At 58.2% G+C, this 22,513-nt stretch carries 18 protein-coding genes; 9 read left to right on the top strand and 9 right to left on the bottom strand.

Going from position 1 to position 22,513, the window contains the following annotated elements:
- Positions 1-19: 19 nt before the first annotated feature.
- The 8 genes from KF712_13825 to KF712_13790 all read left to right on the top strand — a co-directional run bounded on the left by KF712_13825 (position 20) and on the right by KF712_13790 (position 8,282).
- A complete protein-coding gene (locus KF712_13825; protein ID MBX3742071.1) occupies positions 20-451 on the top strand; it encodes an arsenate reductase ArsC in 432 nt (143 codons plus the stop codon).
- A 195-nt stretch (positions 452-646) separates the two neighbouring features.
- On the top strand, positions 647-1,597 hold the full coding sequence (locus tag KF712_13820) for a phosphate ABC transporter substrate-binding protein (GenBank protein ID MBX3742070.1): 951 nt from the start codon (positions 647-649) through the stop codon (positions 1,595-1,597).
- 92 nt (positions 1,598-1,689) lie between these two features.
- Positions 1,690-3,921, top strand: coding sequence for an ABC transporter permease subunit (locus tag KF712_13815; protein MBX3742069.1), 2,232 nt, complete (start codon positions 1,690-1,692; stop codon positions 3,919-3,921).
- 6 nt (positions 3,922-3,927) lie between these two features.
- Positions 3,928-5,550, top strand: coding sequence for a phosphate ABC transporter permease PstA (gene pstA, locus KF712_13810; GenBank protein ID MBX3742068.1), 1,623 nt, complete (start codon positions 3,928-3,930; stop codon positions 5,548-5,550).
- A gap of 10 nt (positions 5,551-5,560) precedes the next feature.
- Positions 5,561-6,337, top strand: coding sequence for a phosphate ABC transporter ATP-binding protein (gene pstB, locus KF712_13805; protein MBX3742067.1), 777 nt, complete (start codon positions 5,561-5,563; stop codon positions 6,335-6,337).
- Positions 6,338-6,341: 4 nt separating this feature from the next.
- Positions 6,342-7,118, top strand: coding sequence for a phosphate ABC transporter ATP-binding protein (pstB, locus tag KF712_13800; protein ID MBX3742066.1), 777 nt, complete (start codon positions 6,342-6,344; stop codon positions 7,116-7,118).
- A gap of 27 nt (positions 7,119-7,145) precedes the next feature.
- Positions 7,146-7,832, top strand: a complete 687-nt coding sequence (gene phoU, locus KF712_13795) for a phosphate signaling complex protein PhoU (GenBank protein MBX3742065.1) — start codon at positions 7,146-7,148, stop codon at positions 7,830-7,832.
- Positions 7,833-7,898: 66 nt separating this feature from the next.
- Positions 7,899-8,282, top strand: coding sequence for an arsenate reductase ArsC (locus KF712_13790; GenBank protein ID MBX3742064.1), 384 nt, complete (start codon positions 7,899-7,901; stop codon positions 8,280-8,282).
- A 73-nt stretch (positions 8,283-8,355) separates the two neighbouring features.
- Here the strand turns inward: KF712_13790 and KF712_13785 are convergent, their stop codons facing one another.
- The 9 genes from KF712_13785 to KF712_13745 all read right to left on the bottom strand — a co-directional run bounded on the left by KF712_13785 (position 8,356) and on the right by KF712_13745 (position 20,785).
- The gene (locus tag KF712_13785; GenBank protein ID MBX3742063.1) at positions 8,356-9,660 is read right to left on the bottom strand and encodes a hypothetical protein; all 1,305 of its coding nucleotides are present in this window, start codon (positions 9,658-9,660) and stop codon (positions 8,356-8,358) included.
- Between the two features lie 2 nt (positions 9,661-9,662).
- Positions 9,663-11,159 carry a tetratricopeptide repeat protein gene (locus KF712_13780; protein ID MBX3742062.1) on the bottom strand — a complete coding sequence of 499 codons (1,497 nt, stop codon included), beginning with the start codon at positions 11,157-11,159 and terminating at the stop codon, positions 9,663-9,665.
- Complete coding sequence (locus KF712_13775) at positions 11,159-11,854, bottom strand: energy transducer TonB (protein ID MBX3742061.1); 696 nt, start codon at positions 11,852-11,854, stop codon at positions 11,159-11,161. Before KF712_13775 ends, KF712_13780 begins: the two co-directional genes overlap by 1 nt.
- A gap of 5 nt (positions 11,855-11,859) precedes the next feature.
- On the bottom strand, positions 11,860-12,264 hold the full coding sequence (locus KF712_13770; protein ID MBX3742060.1) for a biopolymer transporter ExbD: 405 nt from the start codon (positions 12,262-12,264) through the stop codon (positions 11,860-11,862).
- Between the two features lie 12 nt (positions 12,265-12,276).
- Entirely contained in the window at positions 12,277-13,836 is a 1,560-nt protein-coding gene (locus KF712_13765) for a MotA/TolQ/ExbB proton channel family protein (protein ID MBX3742059.1), read from the bottom strand.
- A complete protein-coding gene (locus KF712_13760) occupies positions 13,833-14,618 on the bottom strand; it encodes a hypothetical protein (protein MBX3742058.1) in 786 nt (261 codons plus the stop codon). The genes KF712_13765 and KF712_13760 overlap by 4 nt, the downstream gene beginning before the upstream one ends.
- An 84-nt stretch (positions 14,619-14,702) precedes the next feature.
- Positions 14,703-16,601, bottom strand: coding sequence for a hypothetical protein (locus KF712_13755; GenBank protein ID MBX3742057.1), 1,899 nt, complete (start codon positions 16,599-16,601; stop codon positions 14,703-14,705).
- 111 nt (positions 16,602-16,712) lie between these two features.
- Complete coding sequence (locus tag KF712_13750; protein ID MBX3742056.1) at positions 16,713-19,958, bottom strand: carboxypeptidase regulatory-like domain-containing protein; 3,246 nt, start codon at positions 19,956-19,958, stop codon at positions 16,713-16,715.
- A gap of 578 nt (positions 19,959-20,536) precedes the next feature.
- A complete protein-coding gene (locus KF712_13745) occupies positions 20,537-20,785 on the bottom strand; it encodes a hypothetical protein (GenBank protein ID MBX3742055.1) in 249 nt (82 codons plus the stop codon).
- A 340-nt stretch (positions 20,786-21,125) separates the two neighbouring features.
- On the opposite strand from KF712_13745, the gene KF712_13740 reads away from it, so the two are divergent.
- Positions 21,126-22,307 (top strand): IS481 family transposase, encoded by a 1,182-nt coding sequence (locus KF712_13740; GenBank protein MBX3742054.1) that lies wholly within the window; start codon positions 21,126-21,128, stop codon positions 22,305-22,307.
- The last annotated feature ends 206 nt before the right edge of the window (positions 22,308-22,513 follow it).

Below are 22,513 nucleotides of genomic sequence, written 5' to 3'. Positions count from 1 at the left end.
TTCCAACAATCCCACTGAGATGAATAAAGTGCTTTTCATTTGTGTTCACAATAGTGCTCGCAGCCAGATGGCGGAAGCTTATCTGAACCATCTGTGTCCAAACCACTACGTTGCGGAGAGTGCGGGCCTTGAACCCGGGCAGCTTAATCCGCTCGTGGTGAAAGTGATGGTGGAAGAAGGCATCGACATCTCCGGCAAGACAACGCAGAGCGCGTATGACCTGGCGAAGCAACGGAGATCTTTCGATCACGTGATCGCGGTCTGCGACAAAGCGAGCGGAGAGCGGTGTCCCGTTTTTCCAGGGCTCTCAAAACGTCATCAGTGGAATTTCCCTGACCCTTCGGCCGTGGCGGGCCCGGAAGAGGACCAACTTGCGCAGATCAGAATCATTAGGGACTCGATTCGCAGCCGGATCGAATCCTGGTGCAAGGAGGTGTGCAAGTCGGCCTGAAGCCCGTCACGAAACCTCGTGTCACGACGATGCCGTCCATTCCACAGAATGGTTGGACGTGGCATATTTGCTGCAAATAAATTCTTGACATTACGATTTTGTCACATTCGGAAACTGGCCCCGAGAGCTGATGGTGGCGACCATCCATCCATCAGCCTGAGTTGTCGGGCCCCCATCAACAACCATCCAAACCATATGAAAACACTGTCTCTTGTCCTAGCTGCGGGAATGCTCACTACAGCATTCGGCCAGTCACATCTTGATCCGGCCCTGCCAGCTTACAAGCCGGTAAGTGGCGTCTCCGGCACCGTGAATTCCATCGGGTCCGACACCTTGAACAATCTCATGACTCTCTGGGCCGAAGGTTTCAAAAAGGCCTATCCCAACGTCAACATTGCGATCGAAGGCAAGGGTTCGGCCACCGCGCCTCCGGCTTTGATCGAAGGAACCTCCCAGATCGGCCCGATGAGCCGCCCCATGAAGGCCGAGGAGATCGACTCGTTTGAAAAGAAGTTCGGATACAAGCCCACGGAAGTGAAAGTTGCGGTCGATGCCCTCGCGGTATTCGCCCACAAGGACAGTCCCATCAAAGGAATGTCGCTCCAGCAAGTCGATGCCGCGTTCTCAAAGACCCGCAAACTCGGGGGCGCTGATCTCACCGAATGGGGCCAACTGGGCGTCGATGAATGGAAAGGACGGGCGATTTCGCTCTATGGTCGGAATTCCGCCTCGGGTACTTATGGTTTCTTCCAGGAACACGCGCTCGGCAAGGGTGACTTCAAGGCTACGGTCAAGGAACAACCCGGCTCTTCCGCCGTGGTACAGGGCGTCGGCGGGGACCTCTATTCCCTCGGGTACTCCGGCATTGGATACAAGACCTCCGGCGTTCGGGCGGTTCCTCTCTCAGGTGACGACGGGAAATTCTTCGAAGCGACCTACGACAACGCGTTGAGCGGCGACTATCCGCTGGCCCGGTTTCTTCTCGTCTACGTGAACAAGAAGCCCGGTGCTCCGCTTGATCCTTTGACCCTCCAGTTCCTCACCTATGTCCTCTCCAAGGATGGTCAGATGGTTGTTGAGAAGGACGGCTATTACCCGATGCCTGCGGAATTGGCGAAAGAAGTCGTGGATTCCCTCGCGAAGTAAATCTTACCGGAACGGGATCCGGCAGCGGCATCGCGCCGGACCCCGTTCTTTCCTCCTCTCAAATGAGCCAGCCAGACCCATCGAGATTCCAAGTGTCACGCCGCATTCTTGTGGTGGACTTCCTGATGACCCACATCATCCGGATCGGCGGCATCGCGGTGGTGCTAGCCGTGCTGGGGATCTTCGCATTCATTTTCAGGGAGATTCTTCCGTTGTTCTCCAGCGCGAAGGTCCATCCGGAGGCTGTGATCAGCGCCCACGGGTCCGGGAAGCCGTTGGTCCTCGGAGTCGACGAGTGGGGTGAAATGCCTTTCCTTTATTATGGGAAGGACACACTGACCTTCATCCGGGAAAAAGATGGGACGCGCAATGAGGTGCCCCTGCCTGCTTTGCAGGGATTGGAAGTCACGGCCGTCGCTTATGATGCCGTGCACCGCCGGGTGGCGCTCGGCTTGGCGGATGGGAGAATCGGATCGTTCGTGGTCAACTACGAGTCCAAGTTCGACTCAGATGGGACGCGATCGATCGAACCGGTGGTTGAGCCGGAGCCGTGGTTTGCAATGCAAGCGGGAGAGGGCCCTGTATCCCGGGTTGCCTATGGGGAAGGTGGAAGCGGCAGGACCCTGATTGGAGTCCGAAGTGCGAACGGGCAGGATGTTTCCTCCGTGCTTCGATTGGGACAGAAAAAATCCCTCATCGGTGGTGGAAAGCTCAGCCTTCTGGGGGAAACGGAGATCACCTCGGAAGTTGGCCCCAAAGTGGTTTCGGTCCTAGCCTCACAAAACGGCTCTGCCGTCCTCATCGCGAGCGCTGACGGCGGTGTCAGTTATTTGAAAACCGACAGCACTGGTGTCTCGGTGCGCCAGAAGTTCTCCCCTTTCGGGAATTCCCCGCCTGACAGGATGGATTTTCTTTTTGGTGGAACATCGGTGGTGCTGACGGCTTCGTCAGGCGAGCAGGCAGTCTACAGTCTCTTTTCGACGGGTTCAGATGGAGAGAGACTCTTTGGCAAAACCAAACACTTTGATTCGGCGGGAACCGGAGAACCGGTCTTTGCAGCCAGCCAGCGAAACAAAACCTTTCTTGTTGGAGCCGGGCGTTCGATGGCGTTGAGGCACCTCACTTCAGGAGAGACTCGATGGGCTGGCGAAGCCTCGTTCGCGCCAACTCTCGCGACCATTGATGGCAAATCGGAACATTTTTTCATCGCGGGCCAAGCGGGAGAAATCCAGAGATTCGAAGTCAAGGATCCGCACCCCGAGTCAGGCTGGCGCGCGTTCTTCGGCAAGGTCTGGTATGAAGGAGGATCGGCCCCGGTCTATCAGTGGCAGTCAACGGGAGGAACGGACGATTTCGAGCCCAAGTTGTCACTCATTCCCCTCATCGTCGGATCGTTGAAAGGCACGCTATACGCGCTCCTGTTTTCGGTGCCGGTGGCACTTCTTGCCGCAGTGTTTTCAGCCAGCTTTCTGCCAGCGGAGATGAAGCGGGTGGTGAAGCCTGCCATGGAGATCATGGCCTCCCTTCCTTCCGTGGTGCTGGGGTTCCTGGCGGGCATCTGGCTCGCTCCTCTCATCGAGCAAAGGGTGCCTTCGATTTTCATGGTAATCATCGTTCTGCCGTTGACGGCAATCGCAGTCGGATGGTTCTGGAGCAGGCAGCCCATGAGAATCCGCCAGCGGTTTTCCGGAGGACGCGAATGGCTGGTGCTGATGCCGCTCCTTCTTGCGGTCGGGTATGGAGCATGGTCTTGCGGCCCTTTGATTGAAAAGCTGTTCTTCATTTATAAGGACCCGGCAACTAGCCGGGAAATCGCCGATTTTCGGCTCTGGTGGCCCCAGGCAACCGGCTCGACTTTCGACCAGAGGAACTCCTTGGTGGTCGGTTTCATGATGGGCTTCGCGGTGATTCCGGTGATTTTCACGATTGCAGAAGATGCCATCTCGAATGTTCCGAAGACGCTCTCCGCCGCTGCGGCCGCATTGGGTGCGAGCAGATGGCAGGTCGTGAGGACGGTGATCCTCCCGGTAGCATCCCCTGGAATCTTTTCGGCGCTCATGATCGGCTTCGGCCGGGCGGTCGGTGAAACCATGATCGTGGTGATGGCAACCGGCAACACGCCGGTGACCGAATGGAACATCTTCTCCGGGATGCGAACCCTTTCCGCGAATGTCGCCGTCGAGCTTCCCGAGGCGGCCCCCGGTTCAACCCACTACAGAACCCTCTTTCTGGGTGCCTTCGTTCTCTTCGTGCTCACGTTTACCCTCAATACGGTGGCGGAGGTCCTCCGGCAGCATTTGAGGGAGAAAAACAAACTCGCCTGATCCCAGATGGCCATCCGCTCCAATACATTTGCCACGACAGGACGCTCCCGCAAGGGCGAGCCATGGGTCTGGTTGACCGCATCCGGCCTGTCAATCGGTGTGGTCCTCACCGTCGCCCTGCTTCTTCTGATCATTTTCAAGGGGCTTTCATCGTTCTGGCCGGCACGGATCGACGTGTTGGAAATCAAGACCGGTGATAGCGTCGAGAAAGTCGCCGGAATCATCACCCAGGCGCGGAGCCGCAAAGACGTGGATGGTTCCTTCCACAAAGAGATCCAGCTTTTCCGAGGCAACCGCAGCCTTACTCCGGAGCTTTTCCTGTTCATCGACGAGGCGAAGATCTCGTCCACCGAACGTCCGGCAGACATGTGCCTGATCGAACAACTTGAAGGTGGGAAGGCAATCGGCAGATTACGCAGCTTCACGGAAAGTGGAAACGCTCCCGTTGACGCCACAAGTCAGGAATTCCAAAAGGTGCTGAAAAATGCCCTGCGGGAGGGATCCCGGACACGCAAGCAACTTAGGAAGATCGAGAGGGATGAGATCGGAGAGGTGAACAAAGGGCTCGAGCAGCTCCGGATTCTGGAGAAGACGCAGCCGGGAGATTCCGGGACGGCATCCCGCCGGGCCGATTTAGAGGCACGGTATCTGACACTCGCCGCCGACGCACGTACACTGAGAGAGCGTTTATCGACACGTCATCTCGTCGTGGAGGCTGCCGATGGACGCACGATGGAGATTGCGACCGGCAACATCCTTCATGTCTTCGAGTCCAACCGGGCAGGGTTCTTCTCGCGGCTTTGGGAAACGCTGCATCGGATCTGGAATTTTCTCAGTGACGAGCCTCGGGAGGCGAACACCGAAGGAGGCGCGTTTCCGGCGATCTTTGGCACGGTCACGATGACGCTCGTCATGTGCCTATTCGTGACGCCATTCGGAGTGATCACGGCGATCTACCTGCGAGAGTATGCGAAACAGGGGTTCCTCGTCCGAGCCGTCCGGATATCCGTCAACAACCTCGCGGGGGTGCCTTCCATTGTTTTTGGCGTCTTCGGTCTGGCCTTCTTCGTGTATTTCCTCGGGGGCGAGATCGACAGCCTGTTCTTCCCGGATAAGGGAGCCGCAACCTACAAGACGGGTGGCATGCTCTGGGCTTCCCTGACGCTCGCCCTGATGACGGTGCCGGTGGTCATCGTGGCCACCGAAGAAGCCTTGGCCGCGGTGCCTCGCGGAGTTCGTGAAGCGGCCCTGGCTTGCGGGGCCTCCAAGTGGCAGGTGATCCAGCGGGTCGTGCTGCCGGCATCGCTCCCGGGCATCCTGACCGGAATCATCCTCGCGATGGCGCGAGGGGCAGGCGAGGTCGCCCCTTTGATGCTGGTCGGAGTGGTGAAACTCGCGCCGGAGCTGCCGATCGACGGATCGTTTCCCTTCGTCCACCCGGAGCGGAAGTTCATGCACCTTGGTTTTCATATCTATGACCTGGGATTCCAATCCCCGGACTCGGAGGCAGCCAAACCAATGGTGTTCGCCACGACCCTGCTTCTGATTGTCCTAGTGGTTGCGATGAATTTGACCGCCATCATTCTCCGGAACCGCATCAGGAAGCGCTACGCGGTTTCAAGTTTCTAACGCGATGACCATGATCCAAGAAATCACACCGAGGCCGGATTTCATCCGCGTGGATGACTTCAGCTTCTTCTATGGAGAAAAGAAAGTGCTTCACGGGGTGGACATGGCCATTCCGGAGCGGCAGGTCACCGCCTTCATCGGGCCATCGGGTTGCGGCAAATCGACTCTCCTGCGGAATCTCAACCGCATGAACGATCTCGTCGACGGGATCCGCCACGAGGGTGACATTCGCATCGGGGACCAGAGCCTCTATGACCCGAAGGTGGAAGTCATCTCGCTCCGCAAAAGGGTGGGAATGGTTTTCCAGAAGTACAACCCGTTCCCTAAATCGATCTATGAGAACGTCGCGTTCAGCCTGCGGGTCTCGGGTGGCGGCTCGAAGCGGAAACTCGACGAAGTGGTGGAAAGATCCCTTCGCTCCGCCGCTCTCTGGGACGAGGTGAAGGACCGCCTTCACCAAAGCGCGCTTGGACTATCGGGCGGCCAGCAACAGAGGCTGTGCATCGCCAGGGCCATCGCTAACGAACCGGAAATCCTTCTCATGGACGAGCCATGCGCGGCGCTTGATCCGAAGGCCACGCTCAGGATCGAGGAGCTGATCAGCACCCTGAGCGATCAATTCACGATCGTGATCGTGACCCACAACATGGAGCAAGCTTCGCGCTGCTCCGATCTGACCGCCTTTCTCTACATGGGCCAGCTCGTTGAATTCGCCCCTACACGCGAGGTGTTTGAGAACCCTCGCGATGAAAAGACCGAAGCTTACATTTCCGGAAAATTCAGTTGAATCCATGATGCCAGTTCCCTCCGAGATACCCGTGATCGAAGCAACCGATGTGGAATTCCGCTATGGTCACACCCCCGCGCTCAAGAACATTAATCTTCGTATCAACAAGGGCGATGTAATGGCTTTTATCGGGCCGTCGGGTTGCGGCAAATCCACGTTGCTGCGCTGCTTCAACCGGATGAATGACTTCGTGCCAGGTGCCCGGGTCACCAAGGGCACAATACACATCGCAGGTGAGGAGATTCATGGAGAGGATGTCGATCCCGTGGAGCTCCGCAACCGGGTGGGGATGGTCTTCCAGAAGTCCAATCCATTTCCGCGGAGTATCTACGAGAATGTGGCCTACGGACTGAGAATCCGGGGTGAACGGCGGAAGCCCGTCCTGGATGAAGCGGTGGAACGATCCCTCACGCTGGCCGCCCTTTGGGATGAAGTGAAGGGCCGGCTCCATGAGAGTGCGCACGCGCTTTCGGGGGGGCAGCAGCAGAGACTCTGCATCGCCCGATCGATCGCCATCAAGCCGGAGGTGCTGTTGATGGATGAGCCTTGTTCCGCACTGGACCCAGTGGCCACGGCGAAGGTGGAGGAACTGATCTCCTCTCTCAGGGACGAATTCACCATTGTCATCGTGACCCACAACATGCAGCAGGCGACCCGGGTTTCCAACCGGACGGCATTCTTCTACCTCGGCGAGCTCATTGAGGAAGGGAACACGGGAAAAATTTTCAAGAATCCGACACGCCACGAAACGGAAGAATACATCAGCGGAAGATTCGGTTAATCGAAATGTTTCTCTCATCTCCTACTCATGAATACTCGACACATTCTCCACGATTTTAACGATGCGATGGACCTCCTTCGGGAGGAGATCGTGAAAATGGGTGCACAAACCCGGAGCAATTTGGACCGGGCTGTGGAAGGTCTTGTCGGCGGTGATCTGGAGCTGTGCAAGCTGGTCATCGCCGATGACAATGAGGTGGATGACGCTCAGGTTCGTATCGATGGAATTTCCATTGAGATCCTGTTGAAATTTCATCCCGTCGCCACCGATCTCCGTTTTGTCCTCAGTGCCATGAAAGTGGCCAGCAATCTTGAGCGGATTTCTGATCATGCCGTAAATATTGCTAAGAGGGGGAGAAAAATCCTCGGTATCGGAGCGGCGGCGCCAGATCCGGATCTGGGAAATTTCCGGCGGCTTTACATGCTGGCCGCTTCTGAGTTGGCTGATGCCTTGGTGTCGCTGCTGGATTCGGATGCAAGTCTTGGCGAATCATTGCAAGCCAAAGACAAGGAGCTTGACCGTCTGTATAAGGAAATAGTTGCCGGGTACAGTGCGAACCTTGCCAGCGGTGGAGCGCGCACGGACATCTATCTTCATCTGATTTTCGCCTGCAGATCGTTGGAGCGGATCGGGGATCTCTCCCAGAACATCGGAGAAGACGCCGTCTATCTAGGGAAAGCAAAAGACATCAGGCACAGACGGGACGAAATTTGACCACGCTCTGCACCCATGAAAAGTAGCATTCTATTTATCTGTTACCACAATAGCGCGAGAAGCCAAATGGCTGCCGCTCTCGTGAACCGCTTGTGTTCAGAATTCTTTACCGCCGAAAGCGCTGGAATCACGCCAGGGGAAATTCATCCGCTGGCGGTTCAGGTGATGAACGAAATCGGGATCGATATCGCGTCAAACAAGACACAGGCTGTTTTTGATGTTTTCAAGACCGGAAAGGTATTCGTAAAAGCGATTTCACTATGCCCCGAAACTGTTGAAGAGCGCTGTCCGATCGTCGTCCGATCATTCGAGAGGTTGCATTGGCCGTTTGATGATCCTGCAGCTCTTTCCGGCACTGACGAAGAACGAGTACGTGGATTCCGGACGGTCCGGGATTCGATTCGCTCCAAGATCGAGGAGTGGTGTATGGCGACCTGCCGGTCTACTTAAATAAAGGCAGAACCCGAAATTTTAGATCGGATTTGCTCCGCAATACACTACAGCGTGTTCGTGAAGTTGATGATCAAAATGAGATTCTCGCCCCGGCATGCCAGATCCAAGAGTCGACATCAGCTCCGCCACCGGAGTCATCTTTCATGTCGGAGTATTCGACCCCTCCCGTCAGGACGAGCCGGTTTTGATTGATGTGCCAGTTCGTGCCGAGATAGAATGAGTGAAACTCGTCGCCAATGACGAAGGGGGTATCGTCGAAGTAGGGATCGGACGAAGCTCCCAAGGATGTGACGAGGGCTCCGGGATCGTCCGAATCCGCGAACTGGTATCTTCCCACGATCTTCAGGCGTCCCGGAATCGCCCAGTAGTAGGGGCTGAAATTCATGCCCCATACCGTGGTATCTCCGCGACCCCACATAAAATCCCCTGTGAAGCCGTAGGTTGGCGACTCGAGGGTGACTCCTGCGGAAACCAGGTGGCGGAATGTCGGATTCGAACCGACCCGTTGGCTTCCGTTGGCGGAACGCCGGTCCTTCACGTCGAATCGGGGAACCGAGCTGGAGCCGTCCGGATCGAGGTTGTGAATGTAATCGAGATGCCAGCGGGTGCGGGTCGGTTGATTTCCCGACATCCGGCTGACGGTCCTTGAAATGTTGAGATTCAGGAAACCCGGTCCTTCGACGGAAGGAATATAGGGATCGGATTCATTGGAAAACCAACCGAGACCGAAGTCCCATTCGCCACGCTTGTGACTCACCGCTGCGCCGATCGTGCTTGCGGGAGCGAGCAGGTTCGAAAGGAGGGTCCGATCGGGATAGGGAAGAAGCTCGTCGGGGGTGCGGTATTCCGTTCCGAACGAAGGGCGGAATTTTCCATAGGTGACCGAAATGTCCGGTCTGATTTCGGTGGTTCCGCTGAGGCGTTCGATGCCGTGGTAATCCGAATCACCTGTGAACTCGCCCGTCACTTCGATGTCGGTGTTCCGGAAAACCCTCATGCGGGCGCCAAGCCGCGCGCGCCGGGTACGGGTGCTGTCGAGATTGCGATCGTTGTCATCGCCGTTGATTTTCCCCCACGCGCCCTGCCATTCGAGTAGACCGGACAAGGCGACTTTCTGGACATAGGGGTTGTCGGGATTCGAATAGAGGATCGTCCGCTGCCAGAATGGATCCAGCGGCCCGGGAGGCCATTGCTGTTCGGGGTAGGTGATCCGTTCGTTCTCCTTTGCGGCGGTTGTGGAACCTTCAGGTGTCGATGGCAGTTCCACCGTCGCCGGATCGGTTCTGCCTTCGAGGACGTCAAGCGCTTCATTGGCTTTCGCCAAAGGCAGCAGCAGGACGCCGAGAACGAGGATCTTCGGGGGAGGAGGCGTCATTGTCATTGGAGTTTTTTCTTCACAGGCTCGGCCGCGGCTTCCGCCCTTTCGGTCGCCTCCCGTTCTTTCCTCTGCGAGTCACGGTCGGCTGCCCTTTTCACCCGGCTCACATATTGTTCGAGGCTGGATTTGTCCCCGCTCTTCAACGCGAGGGATTTTTCGAGATATGGCAGACCTTCGGCATATTGCTTCTCGCGGACGAGAAGCTGGCCGAGTCCCAGATTGGCCTGATAGGCGACGTTTTCCTTCTCGAGCGCGAGTTTGAAATGAATCTTCGCTTCGCCGAGTTCCGTGGTCCGTTTTGCGTCGTCCTGTTCGTCTTTGGCCTTCTGGTCGTGGAAACGGGCTAGTTCGAGCAGGATCTCACCGTTGCCGGGATCCCTGGAAAACAGGTCGCGGAGGAGGATTCCGAGTTGGTCGGTTTCTCCAGCACTCTGGGCGATGCGCACTTTGACCAGATCGAGATCGAGCTTCTCCTTGTCCGTCAGGCTTCCTTTTTCGGAGATCCTGCGGGCGAACTCCGCGGCTTTGTCAGGGAAACCATAGTCGTTGAGAATCCGGGCGGACTTGAGGGCTCTCGCGACGTCGAGTTTGGGAGCCTTGTCCAAGGCTTCGAGATAAGCGAACAGGGCGAGCTGGGCTTCACCCTGATCCATGTAGATGTTACCGAGCAGATTGAGATCATTTTCGGTCGCATGGCCCTTCAGCCGGAGAACCTCCAGATTCACCGCCGCGTCGATCTTCTTGTCCTGGCTGAGCAGGGCGTTCGCCTGTTGGAGCCAGAGCTGCCGGTCCTCCGGATACTCGTTGATCAGGGTGCCGAGCATGCTGGATGCCTCCGCATGACGTTCCTGTGCGAGCAGGGACTGGGTGAGTCCGAGTTTCCAGTCGCGGTTCTTCGGATCGAGGAGATAGGCCTGCCGATAGGCGTTTTCGGCGGCGATCGCGTTTTTCTGCTGAAGATAGCAATAGCCGAGCAGTCCGTAGGTGCGCGCTCCGGTTTCACCGAGCTCGATGGCTTTCTGCATCATCGGAACCGCTTCCTCGATCTGGTTCCGGGAAACGTAGAGATAACCGAGGTTCGTATGGGCCCGGCGGAACCGAGGGAAGCGGCGGATGGCTTCGAGGAAAGCCCGTCGTGCCTCATCAGGACGATCCGCCGAAAAGTACATGTTCCCGAGTACGAACACCATTGCGGCACTGATCTGTCCCGGTTGTTTCTTGGGATCCGAGGGTGTCTCCGTCTCCTTGATGAAGGCGACGATTTCCTTTTCAGCCGCGACAAACTGGTTCTTCTCGAAAAGATCCCGGACGGTGGCGAGCACGGCCTGTTCCTCCGCGGAAACCTTCGGCTCCACGTCGGACAGGAAGCCGTAGCTGCCGATGAATTCCCGCGTGAAGGTGGGGTCCCGGTAAAGATTCGGGGGCGCGACGATCTTGTCCGCCGTGGCAAACGGTGCGGACGCTACGATGAAGAGGATGGGGAGCGGTGGACGCATCAGTTTTTTTTGACTTCGAAAGTGAAAGGAACGGTGCAGCTGGCACGGGTTGGCCGGCCGCCTTTGGTCGCAGGTTTGAATTTCCATTTGGTGACAGCCGCGATGGCTGCCTTGTCGAGATCCGGATGTCCGGTGGATTGCCGGATACTCGTGGAGACGACCTGACCTTTTTCGTCGACAACGCAAACGACGATCACCCGTCCGCCAATGCCCTTGCTGAGAAGCGAACTCGGGTAATTGGGTTGGAGTTTGCTGACAGGGGTGGGTGGAGAGTCCATTCCGTCCATCATGCTTTCGCTCCCGTCTCCGCCGCCACCTCTGCGGGAGAACCGGGGAATACTGACGGTGAAGGCACCACCGGGACCGCTTCCGAGATCGCCCGCGTCGATGCCAAGGTCGATGTCGGTGGTCGGTTCACCGGAGAGATCCGGTGTATCCGCGTTGGAGATTTCGGGGGCATCATCCATGGATTCCTCCGGTTCGGAAAGGTCTTCCTCCTGAACAGGCGGAGGGGGGGGCGGAGGGGGGGGCGGAAGGGATAGATCGACGATGACGATCTCCTCTTCTTCCTCTTCGGGGCCGCCGGCGTTGAACAGGAACGAAGCCGCACCTCCGGCGAGAACCAGCAGGAGAAGTCCGCCAACAAGCAACCGCTGGCGTCCTTTGGACGGAGGTTTTGGATCCGGAGGGGGCATCGCGCCTATTTCGGTTTTTGCGTCGCCAGACCGATCTTGTCGATTCCGAGTCGGCCGAGAACATCCAGAACACCCATCACCGCTTTATATTGGGAGGCCATGTCACCTCGGACGATCACCGGAATATCCGGAGTGGTCGATTTCATCGCGGTGAGCTTGCTTTCCAATTCGTCAAGCGTGACGGGAGTCGTGTTGAGCTGGACCTTTCCTTCCGCATCCACGGTGATCGCCTGGATCTTGGGAACGCTGAGGTTCTTTGCAGCCTTGTCGCTGGCTTTCGGAAGTTCGACCTTCATACCCTTCACTCCGGCCGCGGTCATCACGATGAAAATGAGGAGGAGGACCAGGTAAAGGTCCACCATGGGAGTGACGTTGATATCATCGTAACTTTTGTCGTCTGCTGAGGCCATGACCTTGCGGGGTTATTCGGACAGGGTTGGGCTGTTTTCCGTCGGGACCTTGTTGTCGGCCCCCTGGTAGAACTCGGCCATCTTGGTCACGAATTCATCGATGAAAACCTGCATTTCACCGCCGATGTTCTTGATGCGGCCGTTCAGGTAGGAGTAGACGAACAGAGCCGGGATGGCGACGACCAGACCGGCCACGGTGGCGAGGAGGGCCGAAGCGATGCCCGGAGCGATAGCGTTGACGTCAACCTCCCCGACCTTGGAAATGATGGCGAACGTGATCATGACGCCGACGACCGTTCCTAGCAGTCCGACATACGGGCCGCCGGCAATGCTGATCGTGAGATAGATCAGGCCGTTGGTGAGTTTGTGATTCGCCCTTACAAGGCCCGCGTCGAGAGCGGCGCGAATGGCTTGGATCGAGCGGCCGGAAAGTCCCTTCTTGTGGATGCGGTCCTGTTCGAGCCGGTGACGGATTTCTTCGGAACCGATGTGATATATTTCATAGAGAGGGGATTTCTCGACGATCTTCTGGATTGCCGGATCGGCTTTCCCTCCGAAACTTTTCACGCTGCCTGTGTCGCCGTGATCGATGGCGGTGAGATCGGAAGTAAGCCGATACCACTGGCGGAGAAATTCACTGGTGCTTTTCTCAATGGTGTTCAGGTAGACGAACTTCCGGATCGCTACCGTCCAACCGACGACGATCATGAGGATACAGACACCGATCGCGATCCAACCGTCGAACATCATGTTCTTGGCGATGTCACCGAAAAGCATGACGTGCTCCATGGCGTTGCTGTGGGAGCCTCGGCTTTTGACGGCTTCCTCGATGGCCCGGCCGCCGGTGCCGTCAAGCGGGAGCGGGCCTTCACCGGAGTTGATCGCTTTCGCTATTCCGCCGTTCGAGTCCTTCACGGGTACGATAGCCGGGAATCCCGCTCCGGTTTCGGAAAGCGTGGAGATTCCTTCGAAAGATCCATCCGCGGATCGGAAGAACACCGAAGGACCGAGCAAGAGCAGGGTTCCTTCCATCGCCCGGCCCGCACGACCGAGCGCTTTGCCGTCGAAGCGCATGCCGCCCGCGAGTCCGTTGAGGCGTTGCAGTCCGATTTCCAGAATCTCGCCGCGTTCGGAGATCTCCTGCTTCGGATTGTCCGCCGAGGCCGTCGCTTTCCGGTCATGACCTTCGATGCGGGCTTTGTAGAGTTGTGATTCGGCGGGATGGAGGCGTGTGACGATCGCCTTGGCGTATTGGTTCAGGACGCCGGAAGCATATGTGAAATCGGCTTTCCTTGTGTCGATCTCACGATCGAGGCTGCGTGCCTTCGATGTGCGGAGTTCTTCCTCCCGCTCCAGCGTGCGGAGTTCCTTGGCAAGCGTGAGCGCTTCGTCATCGAGACGGTTGACTTCGCGGTAGAGTGCGAGCCGGAGATCCGAATACTCCTTGCGGGTCGTCTGAAGTTCGGAAGCCGCCTTGCGGATGCTCTCGCGTGCGGTCTCAACAGGGGTGGCGGCCGAAAGGAGCGGCGGACAAAGCAGCGAAGCTGCGACGGTAAGATTGCGGAACATCATGGTTTGGGAAAGGGGAGGGGTGTGAATGTCGCGTCCTTTTCGCTGAGGGCTGAGGAAGCGAGGGACTTGATGGCGGGGGCGAGGCTGGCTTGTTCGGAAAATTTCCAACCGTCTTTCTCCGGATGGCCGATCTCGGCGAAACTCCCGTCCTCATTCACGGCATAGGCGGCGGACAAACCGAAATAGACCACGTCCATGCGGAATTCGCGGCCTTGGGAGTCCTTGTGGAGTTCGGTGTGGACATGGACTCCCTGCTGGAATTTCTCCACATCCGCAAGAAGTTCGGTCGCGGCGAAAAGCCTCTTCGAAACATCTTCGCCCCGGCGATCCTGCGGAAGTTGCAGTCCGGTTCTGGCGCTTTCGACACCAATCGCGACCTTGGGTTGTTTCAGGAGACCTTCCGGATAGAGGGATGCCTGGGCGACGATTCCTTCTTCAAGTTGCCGAACCCGCGCCGCGAGTTCGTTCTGAGCCTCGATGTAGCGATCCCGTTCGGCGATCTTGTCGAGCGATTCCTTGTCACCTCCTTCCTTGCGGACGCGAGCCCGTGCGATTTGTTCGCGAAGATCCTCGATTTCCTTCTCAAGTCCCTCCCTGTAGCCTTTGAGAACTTCTTGGTCCTTTTCCCACGCGTTTTCCTCCGACTGGATGCTGCGCATGGTTTCAATCCACTCGCGCACGTTGGCGCGGAGTTCATCTGGACCGGTGGGAGGGGCGACTTCCTGGGCTGCCAGAGGCAGGGAAACGAGAAGAAGTCCTGAAATGGTGTGGAGGAAACTCATGACGTGAGGCGGAGATCATGAAAATGGGGCCGCCGGTGTTTGCCGACGACCCCAAGGTGACAATTTTGTCAGAAGGAGCGTTGGTCACTGCGCGCCTTCGATCGAGATGCGGTAGAACTGTTTGTCACCGTCCTTCGGAACGGTAAGCAAAAGATTTCCGGCAGGTATCCAATCGTTACTCAGTGTTCCGGATTTGAACACCGGAACGCTGAGATTCACATTCGAGCCGCTGGCCTCAACGATCATGTTTCCTGCCGTGGCGAGTTCCTGAATCGAATCGGCAGTGTAGAGGCCGTCGAAGATCGTGGAAGGACTGCCATTGAAGACCGCAGGGTTGAAACCGAGGCTGGCGTTTGCAATTTCGACGGCATCCGAGATTCCGTCGCCGTCCGCATCGGCGAAGCTACCGCCGCCGGAGGAGGTTGGTTCGCCGAGTAGAGTGCCGCTGGTGCTGAATTTCGTCCAGCCCGCGGCCCAGTTTTCGGAACCGAAGGCACCGCGATAGTTCACCGAAACAGGTGCGCCGACCTGAAGGCTGGAACTCAGAAGTGGGGATCCAGTCGCCGGACGTGGATCGATTTCGATGAGATTGAACGAGGTGTCGCGGGAGTAGGCTCGGAACTTCGGATTCACGCCGCCGTTGGAGTTTCCGTTGATCGGAGCGCCGTTGGCGTCGAAGACGATGCCCGTGGCGAGGGCGGCGGTGTTGAGGAAGGTCAGGTTGCTCGCGTTCGTGCCGTTGTAGGCCCCGGCACCAAAGCGACCGATCGTGTTGTTGGCGAATTCGATTCCGGTGCCTTTGCCGTCGCTGGTCGCTTCGATGAAGTGTTCGCGGAAGTCGTCGAAGACGGAATTGTAGACTTTGCCTTTGAAGCGGTCGTCGAGGAAGATAGCGTTGTTGCCCTTGTCGTTGCCGTTGGACGGATTGCCGCCGCTGGTGATGTTGGTTCCGGCACCGATGAAGGTGGCGTTATAGATCACGGGGGCGGAGTTGTCGGAGTAGTCGCCGATGGTGCCAGTGACGCCGTCCCACTCACCGCCGTTGTCACGGCCGGAGGAGGTGCCGTCCTGGGCGAACGGAGCTTGGACGCAGAACCAGAACTGGTTCACGCCGGTGTAGCCCTGGTCTATGTCGAACGAGTCGTCCTGGTTGAAGACGAGGGCGATGTGGCTGGTGTTGACGGTCCCGCCGAAGAATTCGACGCCGTCATCGGCGTTGGCGTAGACCTCGATGTGGTTGATGGTGGTCCCGGATCCGACACCGCCAAGGGTGAGGCCGTTAATTTCGCTGCCGGTGGCGGCGTCGTAGACATATCCGCCATGGCGGATGGAGACGTAGGTGAGGATGCCGCTGTCGTCGTTGGCGGTGGTGCCGCCGTATTCGATGACATCGGCGCGTCCGTCGGCGTCAAGGTCGGTGGACGCGGCGGGTTGGAAACCTTCGATGCGGTCTTCGCCGATGTTGGTGGTGGAGTTGGAGTAGTTGGCGATCGGGGCGTTTCCGAGAATGACGACACCACCCCAGCGGCCGTAGGTCAAGGCCCCGGGCGTTTCAGCGATGAAGCCGTCGCCGTCGATGTCGGTTTGGGTTTCGGCTTCCAGTTCATCGGTGGTGGTGAAGATGATGGGATCCTGTGCGGTGCCCTGCGCATTGATTTTCGCACCGCGGGTGATGATGAGCGATCCGAATTTGTCGTCTGCCTTGGTTCCGGGGGTACCGTTGTCATCAAGGGTGGAGTAGATTTTGGTTCCCGGCTCGATGGTGAGCGTCGCGCCGTTGGTGACGAACACCTTGTCGGTGAGGATGTAGATGTTGTCCTTGGTCCAGGTGGTGTTGCCGGTGATGGCACGGACGTTGGTGCCGAACGGAGTCGTGTTCACCGTCTGTGTCGTGACGACATCGATCTGGGCGGCTTGAACAACGGAGGGAAGGGTGGCCGCGAGAGCGATAATGCTGAATTTGGTGATCTGGATTGGTTTCATGGCGTAATGGATGAGGTCGGGGAGCATTTCGTCCTCAGCTTTTCTACACGCCTTATCATCATCTCCCATAGAAAGGGGTGGAGGGAATTTGTGTGTCGATTTCGACGCGATTCAGAATGTCCCTTTGAACTCGATGGAATAAGAGCGTCCCGGGCTTCCGACGGAGTAAAGCATGCCATCGTAGTCGCCATCTCCTCGGTATTCGAGCTTGCTCTCCGTCCCGAGGAGATTCTTGAAACCCAGCAGGACGGTGCCATTGAGGATGCCGAGGTCGATTTTGCGGGAGACGACCAGATCCATCGTTAGCTGCGGTTTTTGCCAAACATCGTAGGCATTCGGATCGCTCCGGAGGATCGTCGGATACTCGTCGGTGAAATTGGTGGAAAGATAGGCGCTCCACGGTGAATCCACCGGTTCCCAGCCCAGGGTGACGTTCATGATCTGCCCGGGTTGGAACGGGAAGCGCGTTTCCAGATCCGTCGTGTTGATGCCCTGGTTCACCGTGTATTTCAACGTCGAAGCGATGAACGTGTAGTTGGCGTTGATCGAGAACGGCCCATCGCCTTTCCAGGTTCCCTCGAGCTCGAATCCATGGATCGATCCCGAATCGCCATTGATGTAGGTGTTGATGTTCTGGCCTTGGTCGACCCGTTGCACCACCACGATTGGATCTGACAGCTTCTTGCTGAAAACCGAAGCGGTCATCCGTAGTGATTCGCTGAAAACGTAATCGACCGACGCGTCGATGTTGTCGATCGTCGTTTCCCCGAGATCCGGATTCCCGCGGCGGAGGATGCCGGTGTCCTGCGCAATCGATTCGATCGGCAGGAACTCATGGAACGTCGGCCTCGCGACCGTGCGTGACCATGCGAAGTTGAGCCATGATTTTTCATCGAGGATGTCGATCGCTCCGATCAATGAGGGAATGAAAGCGGTGGTTGTGACTTCGCCAAAGCGTGCCGGGCTGTCGGGGAGCAGACTCGTCAACGGAAGAGGGGCGACCACATAACTTTTCGTCTCTTCCTCCCACCGCGCGCCGCCGCCGAACCGCCAGTTGTCGGCATAGAAAACGCCTGTCGCGTACAGTCCGGTGAGTGTCAGCTCGGAACCCACGTTGCGGACCTCGAGCCCTGAACCGTTAACGTAGTATGGAGCGTCCGGATTGACATAGTTTGCCCGGCCGCTCGTGTTGCCCGTTCCCGGAACGGGGCCGGCGCCTTCGCCGCCGTAGCCGTTGAAATAATCCGCGATCTTGTCCGGATTCGCGGCGAGGTATTCGCCGACCGAATTGAATCCCGATGGAAGCGGGCTTCCGTCCGGCAGGGTGGTCGATCCCAACGGCGAACCCGGGGAAAACGGATCGATGTCTGACGGCCACCAGCTCGGAGGATTGCGGGCGATCCACCGTTCCCAACTGGCGGTTTTCAAGAGATAGACCCGGCCCTGTTGTTCCCGGTCCTTGGTCAGTTTGTTTCCGCCGAAGGATATCTCGAATTTCGGGCCATCCTCCTTGTCGTCGGAAAAATAAATCGCCTGGGTGAGATCCGCCGACATCTCCAGGGCCTTTTCATCGATGGCCTGTGTTTCCCGGGACGAGTCCTGGCTGCCGTTGCCATCGTTGACGAAGGTCTGGTATTCGATGGTCGAGATCTGACCGAGGGAAGGATTGTAGATGATGCCCGGATCGTTTGCCGCGGCCGCGGCGATGGATGGATCGGAGAAGTCCAGGATGCCGTTCTGGAAAGTGGATGAGTGTGGGCGGGATTCTTTCGCCGATGATCGCGTCAGCGACCAGTTCAGCCTGGTTCCCCAGTCATTCTTGTGGGCTCCGCCAAGTTGCATCACCTCGGTGTCCCGGATGATCGGATCGATGGTCCAGAATTCCTTTTTGTAAACGGCCGATGCTCCGTAACGGGCAATGGTCGCGTCGTTGCGGGCGAGGGATCCATAGATGTCGGAACCATCGATCGTGAAGTTCGTACCGTGGGTAATCTCGTCCGAGGCGATGCGTTTTTTGAAGTAGGTAGCGGTGAACTCGTGATCCTCGCCGACCTTGTAACCGCCGCTCAGATAGACGGACCAATCAACCTCTCGGGCATAGCTTTCTTCAGTCCACGAACGGGCGGGAGAGGTGAAACGGTTCTCTTCCCCTTCCGGATTCACCGTGTCCTGGGTGGAATGCTGGAACGCGGCGACGAAACCCGCTTCGTTGCCGTTGTCGAATTTGAAGCGGTCGCCGTAGACCATCGACCAACTGTGGCCTTCCTCCGGATCGACTTCCTTCGGCATAAAGGATTGGGAGTTGTGAAGCTGGAGCTGGCCGGGAAGCGCCCCGTTCGCCAGCTCCTGCTGACGTTGGGCTTCGGCGATCTGTGCGGCGCGCTGTGCGGCGTTGGTAGTGTTGCCGGGAACCACGCGGTTGCCGCCGGTGTCGAAACTTTCGGGTTTGCCATCGGCGTTGAGATTCCACATCCAGGAATCCTTGATCGGCTCGTTCACGTCCCCCCAGAAACCCAGACCCCGGTCAGGATGGACGAGCATCCTGTCAGCAAGGTTTGAGTTCCATGTGATCTTGTATTTGAATTCGGCGATCCTTTCCTGGGGGATGCTGAGGGATTTGATGCGGATGGTTCCTCCTCCGAAGTCACCGGGCAGATTTGGGAAATAGGTCTTGCTGATGTCGATGCCTTGGATCGCGGTGGATGGGAAGATGTCGAGCTGAACCGCCTTGCGCGAAGGGTCTGCGGAAGAGATCCCGGCCCCGTTGAAAAGAGTGGTGACATACCGGTCCGCAAGACCGCGTACGACGGCGAACTTGCCTCCTACGATGTTCGCTCCGGAAATTTTCCCGACGGCACCGGCAGCGTCGCTGACACCGGTCTTGGTGAATTCGTCTTTGGAGAATCCGGAGGAAAGGGTCGATTCCACCGCGAGGTCGGTGAACAGGGCGGTGGTTCCGTCCCCCGTGTATTCGCCGACGATGGTTTCCTCCTCGAGGGTGAATTCCGCGATCGAATCGTCGACGGGTTTGGCGCGGAGTCCGAAGCGGACTGCCGCGGGGCGGCCCTCGATGGCCGTGGTGACGTTGGTTTCACCGGAGTAGCCGAGTTTGGAAACTTCGAGAGTGTAGGTGCCAGGCGGCAGGCCATCGAATCGGAATCTGCCCTCGACGTCTGTTTCCGCCGTGCGGCCGGTTCCCAGCAGATCGACAATGGCTCCGACGACGGGATTGAGGGAAACGGCGTCGGATACCTCGCCGTTGATCACACATTTGCCGGAGGCGAGGATAGGAAGCCCGAGGGTGGCAGGACCGGAGGGCATCACTCCGTCCGGAGGGAGCAGCGGCACATCGTTCACGTCCGGAATTTCTCCGGGCTTCCATGGCCCTGCGGGATTGATCGCATCGCCGGGACCGGGTTTTCGCAGATAATAAGGAATTCCGGATCCTGCCTCAGGCGGAAGTTGCAGGATTGAACGCCAATCGATCGGTCGAACGGGAGCCAATGGATGTCCGGATGCGGCGCCTGGAGGAAATCCAATGGCGACGATGAGTCCACAGGCGATGAGACCCTGACGGAGAGGGGAGATTTCGCCTTGGTTTCGTGAAACAGAAGACGGGAGGGGGCGGACGGTGGACTTGCGCGAGGCCATGACAAGCGGCTGCCGGAACAGTGTGGCCGATCAGCATTGATCGGCGTATTAAAGGCGAATGCATCGAGCAAAGAAGGGGGAGGCTGTGACGGAATTGTGACGGATTCATCGTGAGGTCGGCATGATGCCGGATTTTGCGGGTTATGTCTTTTGCGGGAACATCGCCAATATCCCTTTTATATGCGTAGCACTCTTCGGCTTTCCGGACCAGCATTCAGAACCGGAAAGCCGAGAGCCTGTGGGAGATCGCCCGCGAAGGATGAATGTGGATTCATGTGCCCACTTTAGCGGTCGAAGGACCCTCCATCAGGAGCAGCCGTTGGGGGATACCCTCCGGTCCGGCGCTTCCGCTTCTGGAGCCAGGTGGCGAAGGTCTGGTATTTGACTCCATGCCGGGCAGCGAACTCGGGGCCGCTCAAGCCGCTCGATCCATAGGCATCGAGCAGTGCCTCCCGTTGGGAGGCACTGGTCCTCATCCTGCCAATGGCGTCCATCCTGATCAGCTTCCCGGCGTCCTCTTTCGTTATCGTCATACCCACTATGTCTATGACGACAACGATACGGCTCCTGCAACAGGGTTCAGGAGCCGATCAAAATGCAGGGGGCGTGGCGCGGTGCGGTTCTCCGGGGCTACGACGGCTACCATGCCAGCCGGTGGTTCCCGCCACCCCGAAACCATCACCCTTATCCCGAACAACGCTTCTTTGACGCCAGAACTCAAGGTAAGAGCCCGGTGCGGTAGTCCGCCCGCCGGGATCTGTGCGGGGGGCTCGGGGCAACTGTACAGACCGGGCACATCCTTAACGGGTGTTCGGGCACATCGTTTACACTTCCGGCAGGAGGAAAACGATGCCCTGGCAACCCTGTGATGCGATGAAACTCAAACGTGACTTTGTTGAATTGGCCCTTCGGGACGGGATTGGCTTCAGACAGTTGTGCCGGAACTTCGGCATCAGTCCGCCGACCGGCTACAAGTGGCTCTCACGCTACCGTGAAATGGGCGTCGAGGGCCTCGCCGAGCAGTCGCGGGCCCGCCACCACCAGCCTCTCAGAACTCCGGAGCGGATCGAGCAGCTCATCCTCGATGCGCGCGGCCGGCATCCGGCATGGGGTGCCCGCAAGCTCAGGCGATGGCTCCGGAACAAGGGCCACGGGGATCTGCCCCAGCCCAGCACCATCACCGGCATCCTCCGCCGGCATGGACTGCTCGGCCCGCCGCCAAGACCGGAGGGGCCACGTTGGAAGCGCTTTGAGCGCAGCTCACCCAACGAGCTTTGGCAGATGGACTTCAAGGGGCCGGTCGAACTGGCCCGTGGCGGCCGTTGCCATCCGCTCACCCTCCTCGACGACCACAGCCGCTTCAACCTGCTGCTGGACGCCTGCGGAGGCGAGAGCGGGATGGTGGTCCAGCCGCGGCTCGAGAAGGTGTTCCGGACGTATGGCCTGCCGGATGCGATCCTCTGTGACAACGGCCGCCCGTGGGGTGACAGCCGGGGGTTCTTCACCACCTTTGAAGCGTGGCTGCTGAGAGTGGGGGTGGAGGTCCGCCACGGGCGTCCCTGTCATCCGCAGACGCAGGGCAAGGAGGAACGGTTCCACCGGACGCTCAACCAGGAGTTGCTGTCCCGGACGACGGCGTGGCGGGATCTGGCACATTGCCAGGAGCGCTTCGCGGAGTGGCGTGAGGGCTACAACCACGAACGTCCGCACGATGCGTTGGGAGGCGATGTCCCCGCGAGCCGGCACCGGGCCTCGCCGCGGGAGCTTGCGGAGAAACTGCGGGAGGCGGAGAGCTGGTATGAGCCGGGGGAGGAAGTCAGGATGGTGAAAAGCAAAGGGGAGATGACGTTCCGGAATGTGTTCTGGACGGTGGGGCGTGCGTTCGCGGGCCAGAAGGTGGTGATGCGGCCTGCGGGCGAGCGGAGATGGGAGGTGGTGTATTGCTGGAAGCGGATCGGGGTGTTGGATCTGGAGGCGATGGAGGGTAAATCGAAGGGCTGGTATGAGCCGCTGCGGGAGCGGTTTGACGGAGGTGGAGAGGAGGCGGAAGTGTAAAGGATGTGCCCGAACAGGTGTAAACGATGTGACCGGTCTTTACAGCAACCCGAGTCCCTACCGCGACCATTGTAACTTCGGCTATTGGCTATCTGCTGATACGCACTCGTCGGTCGTGAAGAACCAGAGTGGTTCACAGCAGACTCTGCGGGAGTGACCAAGCTTCTCAAGGCGTGGAGATGACGAGCTCTGAGGGTATTCTCAGC

The organism is Akkermansiaceae bacterium, assembly GCA_019634595.1.
Classification (GTDB): domain Bacteria; phylum Verrucomicrobiota; class Verrucomicrobiia; order Verrucomicrobiales; family Akkermansiaceae; genus Luteolibacter.
The sequence above is the reverse complement of the archived record's forward strand: the minus strand, read 5'-3'. Positions and strand labels throughout refer to the sequence as shown.

What these genes read in the sequence shown, in the direction of transcription:
- phoU (MBX3742065.1), top strand. Translation starts at nt 7,146, where the DNA reads ATGAATACTCGACACATTCTCCACGATTTTAACGATGCGATGGACCTC.
- KF712_13745 (MBX3742055.1), bottom strand. Translation starts at nt 20,785, where the DNA reads ATGACGATAACGAAAGAGGACGCCGGGAAGCTGATCAGGATGGACGCC.
- KF712_13785 (MBX3742063.1), bottom strand. Translation starts at nt 9,660, where the DNA reads ATGACGCCTCCTCCCCCGAAGATCCTCGTTCTCGGCGTCCTGCTGCTG.
- pstA (MBX3742068.1), top strand. Translation starts at nt 3,928, where the DNA reads ATGGCCATCCGCTCCAATACATTTGCCACGACAGGACGCTCCCGCAAG.
- KF712_13780 (MBX3742062.1), bottom strand. Translation starts at nt 11,159, where the DNA reads ATGCGTCCACCGCTCCCCATCCTCTTCATCGTAGCGTCCGCACCGTTT.
- KF712_13825 (MBX3742071.1), top strand. Translation starts at nt 20, where the DNA reads ATGAATAAAGTGCTTTTCATTTGTGTTCACAATAGTGCTCGCAGCCAG.
- KF712_13760 (MBX3742058.1), bottom strand. Translation starts at nt 14,618, where the DNA reads ATGAGTTTCCTCCACACCATTTCAGGACTTCTTCTCGTTTCCCTGCCT.
- KF712_13755 (MBX3742057.1), bottom strand. Translation starts at nt 16,601, where the DNA reads ATGAAACCAATCCAGATCACCAAATTCAGCATTATCGCTCTCGCGGCC.
- pstB (MBX3742067.1), top strand. Translation starts at nt 5,561, where the DNA reads ATGATCCAAGAAATCACACCGAGGCCGGATTTCATCCGCGTGGATGAC.
- KF712_13765 (MBX3742059.1), bottom strand. Translation starts at nt 13,836, where the DNA reads ATGATGTTCCGCAATCTTACCGTCGCAGCTTCGCTGCTTTGTCCGCCG.
- KF712_13790 (MBX3742064.1), top strand. Translation starts at nt 7,899, where the DNA reads ATGGCTGCCGCTCTCGTGAACCGCTTGTGTTCAGAATTCTTTACCGCC.
- KF712_13820 (MBX3742070.1), top strand. Translation starts at nt 647, where the DNA reads ATGAAAACACTGTCTCTTGTCCTAGCTGCGGGAATGCTCACTACAGCA.
- KF712_13740 (MBX3742054.1), top strand. Translation starts at nt 21,126, where the DNA reads ATGAAACTCAAACGTGACTTTGTTGAATTGGCCCTTCGGGACGGGATT.
- pstB (MBX3742066.1), top strand. Translation starts at nt 6,342, where the DNA reads ATGATGCCAGTTCCCTCCGAGATACCCGTGATCGAAGCAACCGATGTG.
- KF712_13775 (MBX3742061.1), bottom strand. Translation starts at nt 11,854, where the DNA reads ATGCCCCCTCCGGATCCAAAACCTCCGTCCAAAGGACGCCAGCGGTTG.
- KF712_13770 (MBX3742060.1), bottom strand. Translation starts at nt 12,264, where the DNA reads ATGGCCTCAGCAGACGACAAAAGTTACGATGATATCAACGTCACTCCC.